We start from the raw sequence: 16,147 nt of genomic DNA, 5'->3' as shown, positions 1-16,147 counted from the left end.
GAAGGCTAGACCTTTGTTTATTTAGTGAGATAACAACCTCTAAAACTCAAATTAGTAATGGACATTACAGCATTGAACCCTCAGATTGTGTGGAAGTATTTCCACGAGATTACACAAGTTCCTCGCCCCTCAAAGAAGGAGGGAAAAATCCTAGCTTACCTGCTAGACTTTGCCAAGAAACACAACCTAGAATATAAGCAAGACGAAGCAGGCAACCTCGTAATCCGCAAGCCTGCTACACCCGGCTACGAAAACAGAGAAACCGTAGTCCTACAGAGCCACGTAGATATGGTATGCGAGAAGAACGCAGGCACACAGCACAACTTCGACACCGACCCCATTCGTACGATCATCGACGGTGAGTGGATGCACGCAGACGGCACCACGCTAGGAGCGGACAACGGCATCGGCTGTGCTGCCGAACTTGCTATCCTAGCCTCAAACGACATCGAGCACGGACCAATTGAGTGTCTTTTCACCGTGGACGAAGAAACTGGCATGACTGGTGCTATGAACCTCAAGCCCGGCTTCTTCGACGGCAAGATCCTACTCAACCTAGACAGTGAGGACGAAGGAGAGCTCTTCATCGGCTGCGCTGGTGGTATGGGTGTAATCGCCATGTTTGAGCCTAAGTACACAGCCGCCACGACGGACTACTCCTTCTTCCAAGTGAAGGTATTTGGCCTCAAGGGAGGTCACTCTGGTGGCGATATCCACGTGGGGCTAGGCAATGCCAATAAGGTGCTTACTCGCTACCTATATGCCCTAGAGAGCAACCTAGACTGGGCTCTAGCAGAGATCGGCGGGGGTAATCTGCACAATGCTATCCCACGTGAGGCACATGCCACCTTCGGCATCAAGGCTGCCGACAAGGCCAAAGCTGAGCAACTACTGGCCGAGCTCCGTGCCAACGTCAAGGACGAACTAAAGCGTGTAGATCCAAATGTAGACCTAATCCTAGAGCAGGTACAGGCTCCACAGTTCATCATGGACTGCGAAACTAAGGGTCGCCTCGTACGTGCACTATACGCTTGCCCACACGGCGTGCTAGGCATGAGCCACGAACTAGAGAACCTCGTGGAAACGTCCAACAACCTAGCCTCCATCAAAACTGTAGACGGTGGCAAGATCCGAGTAGAAACAAGCCAGCGCAGCTCTACCGAATCACTACGCAATAGCACAGCAGAGATGGTACGCTCAGTATTTGAGCTAGCTGGTGCCAAGGCCGATATCCGTGACCCATATCCCGGTTGGAAGCCCAACGCAGACTCTGCTATCCTCAAAGTGGCCGCCGAGACCTATCGCAAGCTCTTCGGCAAAGAACCAGCAGTTAAGGCTATCCACGCTGGCCTAGAGTGTGGTCTTATCCTCGATGTATTCCCCGGCTTGGATATGGTTTCGTTTGGTCCAACGCTACGTGACGTACACTCTCCTGCCGAGCGCATCGAGATCAAGACTGTAGATCTATGGTGGCGTCACCTGCTAGAGGTCCTCAAGGCTATTCCCGTAGCCAAGTAAAGACTATCGTCCCCAAGGCTGCACCTAAACTCTAGCGCAGATCTGATAGGGACGAATACATACTTCCTCCACTTTGGCTTGCTCTATGGCGCCAAGTGGAGGAAGTTAATTATTGAACCGAAGGTTAGGGACAGACAGGGAGCAGGGAATAGGAACTTCCTACGATCAATATATAGTAGGGGTAAGGCCACCTCTGAAGAGATTCGCAAGCTCTAGCCATATACGCTCCCTCGGGAGAGGCCTGAATGATACACTCCCTAGGGTCAAACAAAGGGCAATCACAGTCCAACAATAAGTTTTTTTCACCAAGAATAGGCTTATTATTATTTTGATTTTTAAGCATGTACCCTACTAGCTTATAGAGAGGGTCAAAAAAATCTACCGAAAGATTTTGCAGGAACGAAAAACTTGCTCTATCTTTGCAGAGCAAACGAGAGGAAATGCTTCCTCAAGAGAGCGAACGGTGTGGTAGTTCAGTTGGTTAGAATACCTGCCTGTCACGCAGGGGGTCGCGGGTTCGAGTCCCGTCCATACCGCAAGTAGAGAGGGTTCCGTCAGACAAGTCTTGACGGAACCCTCTCTACTTATACCTAGTCCCCTCCCAGCAAATACGGCAAATAAGATGAAAATACACAGAGAAAATTTATATATTTGTTTATGTTTTGTCCTACGAGCCTGATCAAGGCGCCCAAGCAGGCAAAAGAACATTTGATATTAAACTACACAAACTCTAGTTGCGTATGAACCATCACTACTTCTGGAACAAAATTGGCCTACTCATGCTGGCCCTAATCTGCACAGTCGGCCTCAGCAAGGCGTATGCCCAGCAGGCTCAACTCGTCACTACTCATCCCACTGGAAAGCAAATCAACCTACGCATCTCTGCCCTCGGCCCTGTAGAAATAGAGGGATTGGCGGAGCCTGTCGCTCTGAACCAGCGCAAGAACTACACCATTACCTCCCAGACTATCACGATCAAAGGCGACCTAACTGTACTCTACTGCGATCAAGCTGGTTTAACAAGCCTAGAGCTAAGCCGCCTAAGCAAGCTAGAAGAACTGCAGTGCACAAGCAATAGCCTAACGACACTTGACGTAGGTGAATGCACAAAGCTCAAAAAATTATGGTGCTACAACAATAAGCTAAGCCGTCTAGATACGAAAGCAAACACAAATCTCGAATCTCTAGCCTGCCACAAGAACCCGCTATCGGAGCTTGACCTCAGCCGCAATACTAAGCTCACAGAGCTCTCCTGCTACGAGTGCGAACTGACAGAAATCGACCTATCGGCACAAACCAATCTAGCAGGCCTACTCGTGGGCGATAACAAGCTCACTAAACTCAACCTAAGCCCTCTAGCCAACCTCACAGAGCTTGGCTGCGGCAACAACCCTCTCGGTAGCCTTGATGTATCGGGCAATACAAAGCTAATCATGCTGCAATGCAACGGCTGCGACTTGAGCACCCTCGATGTGTCGATGCTTACAGAGCTCATCACACTAGACTGCTCCCACAACAAGCTAACCTCTCTAGATTTAAGGCAAAACGCCCAACTTACGGACCTAGATGCAGGGAACAATCAATTATCGTCTATCATAGTGATCTTCAACCCTGCACTAGAAAGACTATTCGTAGACAACAACGAACTCTCCTCTCTCGACCTAAGCCAAAGCAAGCTACTACAGTCGCTCAATATCAGTGGCAACAAATTCATCGAGCTCGACACCTCCGAGCTGGCAGACCTCTCGGAGCTATTCATTGCCGACAACAAGTTCACAAAGCTAGATGTATCGCATCTGCCTGAGCTGAGCATACTCTCTTGTGCCATGAATCAGATCACAGAGGTCAATATGTCCCAACTAAAGAAGTTACAAACGGCATTCTTATTCGAGAACAAGCTCTCAGAGTCTACTATAAATAAGCTCATTACTCAGCTCGTGAACTACACGCCACAAGGGCCAGAGAACTGGGGATTACTATACATCATCAACACTCTATCCAACACCGAGGCCAATATCTGTTCCGATCAAGCGGTCAAAGCCGCCCAAGACAAGCAGTGGGGCATCTACGACTATTATGGAGGTAAAGAAGATGAGGAGGGCTATGTAGGTCGCGAATATGCTGGCACACCAGCACCAGTGCAAAGTATCAACGGCAAGGCTAGCTTCGCCATTCGCCCCAATCCTACCAAAGATTATATAGAGGTAAGGGGGGCTATCGCAGGAGAGCTCGTACAGATACTCTCTGTGGAGGGACGACGAGTAGCTCAGCATCGAGCAGACGACAATGGATTTGCTCGTATCCCAGTAGCCCATCTCCCTCATGGGCACTACATAGTGCGCTCGGTTGGGCATAGCAGCAAACTAATGATTCGTTAGAAGCCCTAAAAACCTAGGACTAGACAAGCATGTGCAGTCCGCACACAAGCTTCCCCAAGACTTCGCTCAACTTGTAGATACAATCTGCTTTTGAGCGAGGTCTTTGCTCTTATGTTTCAAAAAAATAAGCTAACTTTGCGCCCAGCTCTTGTAGCACCTAGAGCTTCGGCAGACTAGCAGTCCTATTTGTGTGATTTAGAGCAAAGAATACTCGTCACAGACCATAGTCACTGCCCTCTCTAGGAGAGAGGATAACACTTAGAATTATAATTAAACTAAAAGATAAATAGTACACGATGCAAAACAAAGGATTTGTGACTTTCGTCACGGTGAGTTTGGCTCTGATCTGTGCGTTCTATCTCTCTTTCTCATTCGTAACCAACCATTACGACAAGAAAGCTGAGGCTATGGGCGAGGTAGCAGGTAGAGCTTATCTAGACTCTATGGCTAACGAAACGGTGATGCCGGGGTACACTCTCAAGCAGGCACGTGCCCAACAAATCGGGCTTGGTCTAGACCTTAAGGGTGGTATGAACGTAGTGCTTAGACTCAATGCCGGGGATCTGCTTCGCTCTCTAGCGGGGAACCCTGAGGATGCAACATTCCAGAAGGCTATTGAACAGGCTGGCAAAAACAACTCTCAGGGCGACTACATCGACGAGTTCGTCAAGCAGTACAAGGCTCTAGAGCCAAACGCTAACTTGGCCGTTGTATTCGGCTCGGGCGATCTCCGTGACCAAATCAATCCTAAGACTAGCGAATCTGAGATCATCAGTCTGCTCAGAGAGAAGTACAATAGCGCTATTGACGCTTCATTCAACGTACTACGCACACGTATCGACCGATTTGGGGTGGTAGCTCCCAACCTTCAGCGCCTTGAGGGACAAGGACGTATTCTCGTAGAGCTCCCCGGAGTGAAGGATCCTGAGCGTGTACGTGAACTATTACAACGCAGCGCAAACCTGCAGTTCTGGCGTACTTACACCTATCAGGAGGTGGCTGACGACCTAATAGCAGCCAATGCACGCTTGAGCGAGCTAAGCACACCAGCAGCTACTCCAGTGGACACTACGGGTCTAGATAGTGCGGCCATCGCTCAGGCCCAAGCTAAGGTTGCCGAACAGGCAATGGCACAGAGTAATGCCCTCTTCTCTCTTCTCGTCCCCGGAGGTCGTGGTGGTGCAGTAGTAGGGTATGCACGCAAAGCCGATATGGACAAGATCGACTCAATGCTCCGTGTGGCTAAAGAGCACCGTGCTATCCGCGAAGACCTTACTCTAATGTGGGGTGCTAAGCCTATCGAAAACCCAGAAACACGCAAAGCTACAGAGCTATACGAGCTATATGCAATCCGCACAAACCGCAGCATGACTCCAGACCTTGGCGGCGATGCTGTGACTTCAGCCTCTAGCGATATCCGCAATCAATTCGGTCATAGCGAGCCTATGGTTTCGATGTCTATGGACACAGAGGGTGCACAGAAGTGGGCGCGCCTAACAAAGGACAACGTCGGTCGTGCTATCGCTGTGGTACTAGACGGAGTTGTTTACTCTGCTCCCAATGTTAATCAAGAGATCACGGGTGGTAATTCACAAATCTCTGGTAGCTTCACAATGGAGGAAGCTGGCGACCTTGCCAACGTGCTCAACTCTGGCCGTATGGAAACGTCAGTAGTAATCGAGCAGGAAAATGTAGTAGGCCCAACGCTTGGTCAGGCTTCTATCAAGGCTGGTATCATTTCATTCGCTATCGCACTTGTGCTGCTGATGATCTATATGTGCCTCGCCTACGGATTCATTCCCGGCATGGTTGCCAACTCCGCTCTTATCATTAATAGCTTCTTCACGCTAGGGATCCTCGCCTCATTCCACGCAGTACTCACGCTCTCTGGTATCGCAGGTCTTGTACTGACGCTCGGTATGGCTGTCGATGCCAACGTATTGATCAACGAGCGCATCAAGGAAGAGCTCCGTAAGGGTAAGGATATGACACGTGCCATCGCAGATGGTTATGGTAATGCCTTCAGTGCGATTTTCGACTCCAACCTCACGACCATCATCACTGGTATTGTGCTATTCTTCTTCGGTACTGGTCCTATCCGTGGTTTTGCTACCACCCTCATCATCGGTCTGATCGCTTCGTTCATCACGGCAGTGTTCCTCACTCGTATGATCTTCGAAGCACTCGACAAGAAGGGGAAACTCAAGAGTGTGACTTATGACACGCCTCTCACTCGCAACGTGCTTGTTAATCCAAACTACGACATCCTCGGCTCCCGCAAGAAAGGATACATTCTTCCAGTAGCTCTACTTGCAGCAGGTCTACTAGGCCTCTTCACAATAGGTCTGAACAACGGCATTGAGTTCTCTGGTGGACGTAACTACATTGTTAAGTTCGACCAAAAGGTAGACAACGATGCTATCCGCACTGCGCTAGCACCATCGCTCGACAACAAGCTCGTGCTTACATCTATCGGTACAGAGGGCGACCAAGTACGTATCTCTACTAACTACAAGATCGAAGACGATAGCGAAGCCGTAGAGGACGAGATCACCAACAAGCTATACGAAGGAGTCAAGCCTTACTTCGCGTCTGCACCTGATCGTGACACCTTCATTCACGAGAGCATTGTAAGCTCACAGAAGGTAAGCCCAAGTATGAGTGATGATATCAAACGAGGCGCCCTAATTGCCGTAGGCTTGGCTCTACTCTTCATGGCGCTCTACATCTTGATCCGCTTCCGTGATGTGGCCTTCTCAATCGGTGCTTTTGCATCTGTGACAGTGACGACACTGCTGATCATCTCTATCTACGCACTTACTTGGAAGTTCATGCCATTCACAATGGAGGTAGATCAGAATTTCATCGCAGCCCTACTTGCGATCATTGGTTATGCGATCAACGACGTAGTGATTGTCTTCGACCGTATTCGTGAGGAGATCGGCTTGCATCCTAAGGCCGATAGAGCTAGCATCATCAATCAGGCTCTCAATGCAACGCTCTCTCGTACGCTCAATACTTCGTTCACTACCTTCTTGGTAATGGCTATTGTATTCGCCTTCGGTGGTGCTTCTATGCGTAGCTTCACGTTTGCAATCCTACTTGGTGTCATCTTCGGTACATACTGTACGCTCTTCATTGCGACACCTATTGCCTACGAAGTGGCCAAGCGTCGCCAAGAGAAGAAGTAATCTAGCACTCCCCCAGAATGCATATAGGGCATGTAGCCGTTAGCTACATGCCCTATATGCATTCTAGTATCCAGAGATACTGAAGGAAGAGGCATAAAGAAAGGGGCTATGTAGACAAGCAAAAGCTAACCATACATAACCCCTATATAGGAGAGTATCAGAAAAGTTAATACTAAAACGATACAGTCACCACAGTCGGTCGTGCGCTTCAACACCTCTTCGTTATAGAATTACTTTGATACTCTAGATTAATTCTATATCACAAATATAGGCATTTAAAATGATATAACCTAGCGTTTTGAGAAATTATTTCACTCCTCGAATAAAATACTTCCTCACCACAGGGATTTCCAACAACTCTGCAGACAAATTGCTGAAATCCCTAAATAGTCTAGCCACAAGGTCGTAGCAGAATTCCTCCGCCAGCTCGGAAGATTGGCGCAGAGCTCGCTTAGCTCCCCAGATATGCGTGAGCAAGTCTTGCTGATGTAGCTGATCAAGCTCTACGAGCGTCTTGACGGAGATCCCGGTATTTTCGGCGCAGATGCCAAGCAGGCGCTGTTCGGCGAAGACCATTTGGCTAATGTCGTCGTTGGCTCGCTCGAGGTTGCCTACCATAAACTCGATCGCTTTGGAGGTATAGATGTCCTTAAATTTGGGCTCTGAGATGTAGAGTAGAGCGGTATTGAAAGGCTCGGCCGACCACTTCCAATGGTCTGAGAAGCGATAACCCTTGGCTATCTTGAGCTTCTCTACACTTGGATAAACCTCGGATAGATACTCCTTATGTACGCAAACCACTTGATCCAAGCTAGGATTAATCGAACCATTTAGACTCCTCCAGACGATCATATCGGTATCGAGCATCATGCAGGGCGTCTGCATATCCCGTAGAGCATAGAGCTTAGCCCCTGCCCAGAAGATAGAGAAATCTACCTGATCCCGCATGCCATCTAGGACATCGGTATTGACTCCATCGTCCCAGATGAAAGACATGTTCTGTTCATTATAGATCCTCCTACCATAGCTATCGGTATAGAGCCGAATCGGCCCGTTGTGCTTGCGCCACTGCAAGGCAGACATGATCGTAGAGAGAAGCTCGAAGTCATGGATATATGGCTCTTGCCCTCTAGCCATTGCTGGGGCTGTATGCGTAACGTGAAAAGCGGGCAATCCTCCTTGATTAGGGCCAAACCATGTAGCGCTCTGATCAACATCCGTCCGCTTGATGAGCTCTAGCCCATATCCGCCCTCTAGAGTCGTCGATCCACTACCCATAGAGCTAATCCCTCCTGAAGAAGTATCGCTCTGTGGTGCGCTCGTGTATGCCGATTTTGGAGGGGTTTCTACCTCTCGCCTCTTGCTGTTTAGCTTAATTGCGGACAAAATCTGGCACAGTTTAGTACGATCAGACTCAACAACCACACGACAGCGAGCACGTGCTTCACGGCTCTCAACGAAGATGTAAGCCTCTCCCTTTTGATACGTCCGCACAACCCCTAGATCACTGACAGTAACCACCGAGGGGTCGCTCGAGCTCCACGACAATGACTCTGGAGCAACGGGCTCCACGGGATATAGAAGGTAACGACTCCCCTCAAAGAGCTCGACCCGATCTGTGTTGAGCTGGAGATCTGCTTGAGAGCTTGGTCGCACGGGCTGCTCTAGAGCAATGGTGTCATCTAGAAGAGTAAATAATCTAGACAACCCGATGGGCATATGATTCTGGGAGGCTTGGAGCCTAACCTTGAGGTGGTGATTGGTGGTGATGGTCTGCTGCTCTTCGCTATTGCTCTGTGCACCACTCGATGCAAATGAGCATGTCATATGCTTATCATCGAAGCTATCTACCAAAGCATTAAACTCTATATCGAGCCTATCGACCGAGAAGTGAGGGAGAGGGACAAGGGTCATCAAGGGAATTGACAGCTCCAGCATTTGAGTGCCATTCTGATACCTAAAAGCAATCATCACGGCCTCCTGCTTCCCCGCCTCATTGGTGCGTAGGGTAACAGAGTTGAGATATCGTTTGGTCACTCGAGCGGCCTCTGCCTGTGCCTGCACACAAGCCCTCACAGGATCTCCAAGCATCTGGCTAAAGGGGAGTGTGGCCAATGCGGACTGGGGTGTTTGTTGATCTTTCATAGCTACTACCTCCTAATAATCTCGATACCCTCGGGGATAACGTACTTATATTTCTTGCGTTTCTCCTCAAAAGTCCTAGACACTACAATCCGCCCAATGCGGCTGTTCTCGATATCTAGATGCGTGAGCCCCTCGCAGTACGATATATCTACCACATCGTGTACGCAGTCTTTGATAACTAGCCTAGCCAGACTTGTAGCAGAGGTCAGTGATACCTTGGGGATAAACCCAGCCCCCCACTTGGAGAGTACCAAGGTATGGACTTGCTCAAGCCAACCAAAGTCTACATTGGCTCGATGCTGACCCTGCCCCAGCTTCATCCCCGTACCACATAGCTCAAGATAGTGCAGGTCCGCTAGACGACTCATGGCAAAAGACTGCACCTCGGACAAGTTGAGCCCGGTACATCTGAAGGCATGCAAGCTATAAAAAGCTCCAAAATCATCTATACTGAAGAATGGGAACTTGTCATGCGGTATATCTAGTGCTTTGATCTTGGAAATTATAGCACGCTCTAGGATATTCTTCTCGTCCAACGGAATCTTAACCTCGACCTCGGCATTACTCCCAAACGAATAGCTTGGGGTAATCTTCTCGGGCAAAGATCTCACGCAGCCCTGAGAGATAGCTCTAGCGATCTCTGGATCTCTGAGCTGCATATAGATGCTGTCTGGTGCTACAGACTGTTCCATGAAGCCGAGCACCTTACTTAGCCCTGAAGGTACGTGATCCTGCGTAGCACGCACGGCTACATCAATCGTATTCTCGAGCTTGGTCGTCATCGTGTCGCTAGAGGTCGTCGCATAGGTAGCAGAGATCTTGCTCTCGCTATTGGAGGCATTAGCGTTGATGCCTGTTACCTTGGCCTTGAACGATATCTCAAGCGTATCAATAGAGAAGTAAGGCACGGGAACCAATGTAAGCAACGGAATGCGCAAGTGTGCCTTGGAACCATTGCTGATAAATGAGAAGGATACCATAACGGCCTCCTTCCCACTCTCTAGCCCTACATCTCTGATATAGTGCCAAGTGCTCATCGAGGCCTGCTCTTGGGCTACGATACACGCCTTGAGGGGTCCACCGATCAGATGATGAAAGGGGATACCTTTCATCTGTTCGTTTACACTACTCATGCCTTTTATTATTATTCGTAGTACGGCCGACTACGATGTTTATGACGAATAGACTACCGGCGGAAGGTGCTCGCCTCCTGTACACGCTGCTTGGCACGCTCTACATCACCAAGGATCTCTAGAGCACGCTTAGACTCCTGTTTATTAATCTCTAGTCTGAGGCGACAGTGCTTGCACTCTATATATGAAGCCGAGATAAGCTCGGTAATGGTAGTCTCGATGAAGCGGTTGCACTTGGGGCAGTTGAGCCCAGGTCTTCTTTGTTCGTTCATACTATTTTTTAGGATCTAAATAGGTTAATACTCTTCCGATAGTCTTGTACTATTCCCCATTACTCTGAATATATCGGCAAACCCTGTAGGGAGGGGGGATTGCTTTAGTTTCACTCTAAATGAGAAGTTGCTCTGCTCAGCCTGCTGATCATTGCTAGTTATCGTCACCTTGGTGCTAGAGTCATCTTGCTTTGTCGGCTCATCAACCTTCTCATGGAGCAAAAATCGCCAAGCGATATGCTTGTGTGCATAGTCGTAGCGTAGGCCATCTAGGGGAAACTCAATACGTATCTCTCTGGTCGATTTGCTATTGCGGCGATAGGTTTTGCCTTGATACCAAAAAGTGCCATCGCCATGGAGGCTAACGAGTAGGCGGTTGCTCCACTCAAACTCTTTAAGTTTGGTCTCCGTGAGCTTCTCTTCCCACAGTGTGATGTAGGGCCGACCTAGAGAGAGTAGGACACATCGCTTGTGTTTAAGCTCCTTGGTCGGGTCACTCTTGTAATAGGAGCTTTTGCCATGCTCATCTATAATCTCGAAGGTAAGCTTATTCGTATTCACCAAAGACTGATAGACTCGGATCTGACGAGCATAAACTCGCTGATCTTGTTGTTTGTCGTAGTACTCGGTCAAGGCACGGGACTTGTCTATCTCGCCAATTAGGCTGGGCACCTCGTTCTGAGTGTTCGTTTTCTGAGTTTGGGTGTTTAGATCCAAGCGGCACGAGCAGGAAAACTCAGCCTCCTCGACACGCAATAGTGACAATGGCACTAGCGTGATGACGGGGATCTGTAGGCGTAGCCTACGCCCCTGTTCATCGCTATAAGCGAAAGAAATGGGAGGCATATCACGAAGCTCGCCCAATATGCGCAGGTACTCTTGTAGTCCCATCTGCTCAGCTTTGAGCGTAGCTACATGAGCCTCTTTGATCAGATCGGCTAGCCCTATATCCATCTTGGGTAATATGTTACTCATTGTTGTACTGATGTGTCTGTGCAGCCCTAGAGGGCAACCACAAGATTAGACGTTGGGGCCAGACAGCTGTGGTGGCACTACTTTTAGAGTGATAGACTGTATGGCCTCGGCTGGGTAATCCTTGAGTCGCTCGGCGTCGATCTCGATGCGCAACGAACGCTCGGTACGACAAGAGAAGAGCTGAGCGCCCTGCTCCTCGTGTATGATTTTGCGGATCTCCTCGCTGACCTCATCATCGAGTACCTGACGAGTTTTGGCCAATAGCTCAGCTCCCCCCGAGAGGGCGAAGAGCCCCTCAATATCACTATGCAAGAAGAGATCCTGCTCGCCCACGGCTAGTACCTGATCGGCAATAGGCTCAACCTCTATCTCGTGCTGCTGATTATAGAGCTTGTCTACATTGGCTCTGAGCCGAGTAAGCATCTGATGGGCGATATAGTCGATAAGACGACGATTGTCCCCTAAATCGTCTATGTAGGAGAACCCATTGCGTGCGTAGGGCACTCCCGAGGTTTGGGTCTGCTGAACCAGCTTGCGGATCACAAGCTTGGCAAGCTGCTCGGAGATATTGCCGAGGAGCCGGTCGCTAACGTCTGCATTGAGGACCTTAACCTCCGTGATGTCCTCTCCGTCTTGGATAGCATAGCGCAGGTTTAAGGTCAGCTCGCCAACCGTAGCCGCTGGGGAGATCAATGTCCCCCCAGTGGTCTGCTGGCTAGATTGGGCTAGCTGACGAGCGTAGCTAGCGGCTTCGTGCTGCGCCTGTATCACATCTCGCAGCACCGATGATATTACTTGCTTGAGGTTTGTCATAAGATATATACGTGATGACCCGAGTGGTGAGCTACTCGGCGACTGTGATGCTTTGCTCCTTCTTGCCCGCCTCTATTTTGTAGACCCCAGCCTTGGAGAAGGTTAGGGTCACCCCCGTGTCGGTCTTCTCGAGCTGTACGCCCTCGTTGGGGCTGCATTTGATCTCTCCGGGAGCCAAGATGCCGTCCTCGTTGAGGTAACGAACGAATAGTTTACGACCACCAGAGCTAGGCTCGGAAGTAACTTGTAGCTCGCCTGCAGGATCGAAGGTAACAATGGCATTGTTGAGCGTTTCGATAATTTTGGCTAGACCACCGGGCATATCTGCAGGGCCTGCGTGGATATCAAAGTCTACCGTCGTTTCGATGCAGTACTTAGACTCTTGGGTTACCTTGGAGTCCTTCTTGTTGGAGTATTCGGCCTTGCTTTCGGACTCCTTGGCATCTTTGGACTTTTTGTAGTCCTTGTAGAAGTCGATAGCCTTGCCCCCATACTTGATTACTTCACGCCACCAAGCGGAGTCATCGTCCTTGTCTGCCTTCTTGCCCTCGTCAGACTTGCTAGATGTATCCTTATCTTTCTCTGCTTGCTCAGATTTACCGTCGAGCTTGTCGCCCTTCTTGCCATCATCTCCAGAGCCAGTCGGTTTGTCTGATCCTCCGCCTCCTTCATCGGATTTGTCGCCCGACTTCTCCTGCGTAGCAGACTCTCCCGTTTTTTTATTCTCGTCCTTGTCAGAGGCTTCCGCTTTTTTCTCGTCTTTCTTGTCTTCCTTTTTGTCCTTGTTCAGCTCAAGAGCAATACCGGGTCCGGTTCCCCATGAGGACGAGGCCTTGATCGTTGCCTTAAAGCTGATATTGACGGCATTGATTTGCAGGAAATTGATTGGCACAAGTGTGATGAGTGGCACCATAATCTTCTGCCGCCTCCCATCTTTGACAAACTCAAATCCTACCGAAGAGGCAACCTGATTATTCTCCTTGCCCGAGAAGACCCCCATCTCTCTCAGAGCAGCGATCGTCGTCTGGTGGCTCTCGTTTTGCGCAGCCACACACGCCCTTAGCGGTTCGCTAATTAAGTGTGTGAAAGGGATGTCTGTTACTCCACCTAATGTAGCCTTACGCAGGGCTGCATAGTCGATCGAGCTATTAGAGTTCTGCGATTGATTTGTTTCTTCAGCCATAGTCGTATCTCCTATTCTTTAGTTAGGGTTATGGAGTTACTACAATCAAGGCTTGGCATTCGCCACCTTTGATATAGTATTCCCCCTCTTCGTCGAAAGTCGCAATCACATTCTCTCCATTGCTCGATACCTTCAGAGGTTTCTTGGCTAATGCTCCGAAGGCACCTTTCTCTCCATCTTGTCCTTGCCATTTGTCCTCTCCATCTGTGGCCTTGCGCCACATTACATCAGCAGGAGACCAAACTCCAGTGTTGTTGCGATAGGAGATGATGACCGATTGGTTGACTGGTACCATGTGATCGCTTACTGTCAGTTCACCTTTGGCATTGACAGTATCCACTGCGCTATTGAGGATTTCCAATACCTTGGCCATACCAGCAGGCATACTATCTTGACCTGCATGGACATGCACATCCATAGTATACTCGACGCTGTACTTCGACTCTTGCGTTGCCTTAGAATCTTTTTTGCTCGAGAAATTGGCATGCATCTCTACCGAGGCCCTAGAAAATATCCCTTTGTAGCCAGCCTTGATTTTAGCTCCTGCATCAACTGCCGTAGACTTCTTCACTTCGCTTGAGCTGGATGCTGATGCGGAGATCTGAGCCTTGAAGTTGATCTCAATCTCATTGATTGCGATATAAGGTATCGGGACAATGGTCAGCAATGGGACGATAAGCATCATCTTACGACCTCCCTGCACATACTCGAAGATGACAGTTATAGCCTTGGTATTACCCTCTTTGTCGGTCTGCAATCCCACCTGCTTAATGAACTCCCATGTCGTTTGGGCGGCCTGGGCTTGAGCGTCAATACAAGCCGTAAGTGGCCCCCCTATGATCGAGCCAAAGGGTATGGCTTGCAGGGCAGAAGTCGCAACCTGAGAGGGCGTAGTATCTATATTAGCCATAGCGTTTGCGTCTAATAGTTAAACCATCATGAATCTCTCTGTATTCGACCTATAGACTTCGTTGGAGGGATCCCAATATCCGAAATCCCTCTCTTGATGATGTCCTAGCTCTGTGTTTTGGCAACAACAACCTTGATAGTTTCCGTTAGCGTTCCTTCTGCATTGGATAGTAGATATTCTCCTTCTTCTAATTCAGCAGAAGCTCTATCTTTATTACGGACAGTGAGCAAATCGCTATCCTTTTCAGATGTACTATCTCCCACCTTCTTCTTGAGCCAGAAGTCCTCCTTGCGTGTGGAGAGTAGCCCCTCTGGAGTCTTGTAGACCACCTCAAGGGTACCTTTCTTCCCTTGAGCAATCAGCAGGATGTTGTTATTGATGAGGAACTCGCCTTCTGGGTTGCAGACGTCCATAGCGTTACCGATAAGCTCTAAGACCTTAGCCATACCTGCTGGCATGCTGTCCTGTGAGGCGTGTACTGCCACATCCATCGTGTACTCCACGCTATACTTAGACTCACGTGTACCGACCGAGTCCTTCTTGCTCGAGATAGAGGCCTGCATCGAGTTGCGAGAGTAATCGCTCGAGTAGCTAGACTCGTTGTGACCACTTCTGTTTTTATTCCACCAACGACCAGAGCGTCCAAAGCTACGACTACTCTGGGTGTCCCAGCTACTATTGTAGTTAGAGCTAGTTCTATCATCTGCCTCTGTGATGGCGTCTTGATCCATGGCACTGGCTTGTGCCTTGATATTGGCTTTGAAGCTGATGTCGATCGTATTAATTGCAATGTAGGGAATGGGGACAATGCTCAGCATAGGGACGTTGAGGCGCACCAAACGACCCGCCTGAATGAACTGAAAGCACACATAGACTGCTTTCTTCTCCAATACAGGATCCATAATAGGTTGATCTTTGGAGTCTTTAATTACATTGCCATATTTATCCAAGCGAGGCGCTTTGACAATTTCTCCCTTGGGATCTCTTACTGGCACATCCTCTAGCCCAACCTCACGAATGAAGTCTACTGTGGTTTGAGCGGCCAAGCGCTGAGCCTTGACACACGCCTGTAGAGGGCCTCCGATGATGTTCTCGAATGGGATTGCTCTGAGAGCACTTGTAGCTACCGAAGATGGTGCTGTACTAATAACTTTTTCCATAGTAACTCTAATTGTTTATGATTAAACCTTGAAAAAGATGCAACATCCAATCTCTCTAAAATTACACTCCTATAGCGGTGCTCCAGCGTACCTACTAAGGGATTAACTTGGTCAATGAAAAAGGAGGCCACAGCAAACTCACAGGCTTCGATTTTTCTCTTTTTGATAGCACTACTTATCGTATACGACAAAGTTATCGAATTAACCATATAAAGCGCAACTTTTCGTAAAAATAATTTTTCTCAATATCCCTGAAAATTCCTCTAAACTAAAAATATATTACTCAAAAACAAGATGATAACATACAAATTCAAGGATACACCATAAGTAACTATCCACAAAATAAAACGCATCAATCATCATACATTTCCGTTAAAAAATATTATCAAAACCCCAAGAATTACCTAAGATTGGATAGCACTTTGGCCGTAGCTTAGCCCTCCTTTGGCAAAAATTGAAGGACTGATCT

General features: G+C 48.8%; 11 protein-coding genes and 1 tRNA gene. 4 read left to right on the top strand and 8 right to left on the bottom strand.

Annotated features, from left to right (window positions below; genetic code table 11):
* The first annotated feature begins 57 nt into the window (after positions 1-57).
* The 4 genes from HQ41_RS06575 (at position 58) to secDF (ending at position 7,087) form a co-directional block, all read left to right on the top strand.
* A complete protein-coding gene (locus tag HQ41_RS06575; protein WP_044189540.1) occupies positions 58-1,518 on the top strand; it encodes an aminoacyl-histidine dipeptidase in 1,461 nt (486 codons plus the stop codon).
* Between the two features lie 462 nt (positions 1,519-1,980).
* Positions 1,981-2,054 (top strand) — tRNA-Asp (locus HQ41_RS06570).
* Between the two features lie 204 nt (positions 2,055-2,258).
* Positions 2,259-3,896 (top strand): leucine-rich repeat domain-containing protein, encoded by a 1,638-nt coding sequence (locus HQ41_RS09375; RefSeq protein WP_052405325.1) that lies wholly within the window; start codon positions 2,259-2,261, stop codon positions 3,894-3,896.
* 296 nt (positions 3,897-4,192) lie between these two features.
* Positions 4,193-7,087 (top strand): protein translocase subunit SecDF, encoded by a 2,895-nt coding sequence (gene secDF, locus HQ41_RS06560; protein WP_044189538.1) that lies wholly within the window; start codon positions 4,193-4,195, stop codon positions 7,085-7,087.
* A gap of 306 nt (positions 7,088-7,393) precedes the next feature.
* On the opposite strand, the gene HQ41_RS06555 is transcribed toward secDF, so the two are convergent.
* From HQ41_RS06555 to HQ41_RS06520, 8 genes are all read right to left on the bottom strand, one after another.
* A complete protein-coding gene (locus HQ41_RS06555; protein WP_081964791.1) occupies positions 7,394-9,232 on the bottom strand; it encodes a DUF6734 family protein in 1,839 nt (612 codons plus the stop codon).
* A 5-nt stretch (positions 9,233-9,237) separates the two neighbouring features.
* Complete coding sequence (locus HQ41_RS06550; RefSeq protein WP_081964790.1) at positions 9,238-10,365, bottom strand: DUF2589 domain-containing protein; 1,128 nt, start codon at positions 10,363-10,365, stop codon at positions 9,238-9,240.
* Positions 10,366-10,418: 53 nt separating this feature from the next.
* Entirely contained in the window at positions 10,419-10,637 is a 219-nt protein-coding gene (locus HQ41_RS06545; protein ID WP_044189532.1) for a hypothetical protein, read from the bottom strand.
* A 24-nt stretch (positions 10,638-10,661) separates the two neighbouring features.
* Complete coding sequence (locus HQ41_RS06540) at positions 10,662-11,612, bottom strand: hypothetical protein (RefSeq protein WP_152567360.1); 951 nt, start codon at positions 11,610-11,612, stop codon at positions 10,662-10,664.
* Positions 11,613-11,657: 45 nt separating this feature from the next.
* Complete coding sequence (locus tag HQ41_RS06535; RefSeq protein ID WP_044189528.1) at positions 11,658-12,425, bottom strand: hypothetical protein; 768 nt, start codon at positions 12,423-12,425, stop codon at positions 11,658-11,660.
* Between the two features lie 31 nt (positions 12,426-12,456).
* A complete protein-coding gene (locus HQ41_RS06530) occupies positions 12,457-13,608 on the bottom strand; it encodes a DUF2589 domain-containing protein (protein WP_044189527.1) in 1,152 nt (383 codons plus the stop codon).
* 28 nt (positions 13,609-13,636) lie between these two features.
* A complete protein-coding gene (locus tag HQ41_RS06525) occupies positions 13,637-14,518 on the bottom strand; it encodes a DUF2589 domain-containing protein (protein ID WP_044189525.1) in 882 nt (293 codons plus the stop codon).
* Between the two features lie 104 nt (positions 14,519-14,622).
* Positions 14,623-15,678: a DUF2589 domain-containing protein gene (locus HQ41_RS06520; RefSeq protein ID WP_044189523.1), complete on the bottom strand. Its 1,056-nt coding sequence runs from the start codon at positions 15,676-15,678 to the stop codon at positions 14,623-14,625.
* Positions 15,679-16,147 lie beyond the last annotated feature (469 nt).

The sequence above is a fragment of the Porphyromonas sp. COT-290 OH860 genome (assembly GCF_000768935.1).
Taxonomy (GTDB): domain Bacteria; phylum Bacteroidota; class Bacteroidia; order Bacteroidales; family Porphyromonadaceae; genus Porphyromonas.
The sequence above is the reverse complement of the archived record's forward strand: the minus strand, read 5'-3'. Positions and strand labels throughout refer to the sequence as shown.

Coding starts and splice junctions, on each gene's coding strand:
- HQ41_RS06575 (WP_044189540.1), top strand. CDS start 58: ATGGACATTACAGCATTGAACCCTCAGATTGTGTGGAAGTATTTCCAC.
- HQ41_RS09375 (WP_052405325.1), top strand. CDS start 2,259: ATGAACCATCACTACTTCTGGAACAAAATTGGCCTACTCATGCTGGCC.
- secDF (WP_044189538.1), top strand. CDS start 4,193: ATGCAAAACAAAGGATTTGTGACTTTCGTCACGGTGAGTTTGGCTCTG.
- HQ41_RS06555 (WP_081964791.1), bottom strand. CDS start 9,232: ATGAAAGATCAACAAACACCCCAGTCCGCATTGGCCACACTCCCCTTT.
- HQ41_RS06550 (WP_081964790.1), bottom strand. CDS start 10,365: ATGAGTAGTGTAAACGAACAGATGAAAGGTATCCCCTTTCATCATCTG.
- HQ41_RS06545 (WP_044189532.1), bottom strand. CDS start 10,637: ATGAACGAACAAAGAAGACCTGGGCTCAACTGCCCCAAGTGCAACCGC.
- HQ41_RS06540 (WP_152567360.1), bottom strand. CDS start 11,612: ATGAGTAACATATTACCCAAGATGGATATAGGGCTAGCCGATCTGATC.
- HQ41_RS06535 (WP_044189528.1), bottom strand. CDS start 12,425: ATGACAAACCTCAAGCAAGTAATATCATCGGTGCTGCGAGATGTGATA.
- HQ41_RS06530 (WP_044189527.1), bottom strand. CDS start 13,608: ATGGCTGAAGAAACAAATCAATCGCAGAACTCTAATAGCTCGATCGAC.
- HQ41_RS06525 (WP_044189525.1), bottom strand. CDS start 14,518: ATGGCTAATATAGATACTACGCCCTCTCAGGTTGCGACTTCTGCCCTG.
- HQ41_RS06520 (WP_044189523.1), bottom strand. CDS start 15,678: ATGGAAAAAGTTATTAGTACAGCACCATCTTCGGTAGCTACAAGTGCT.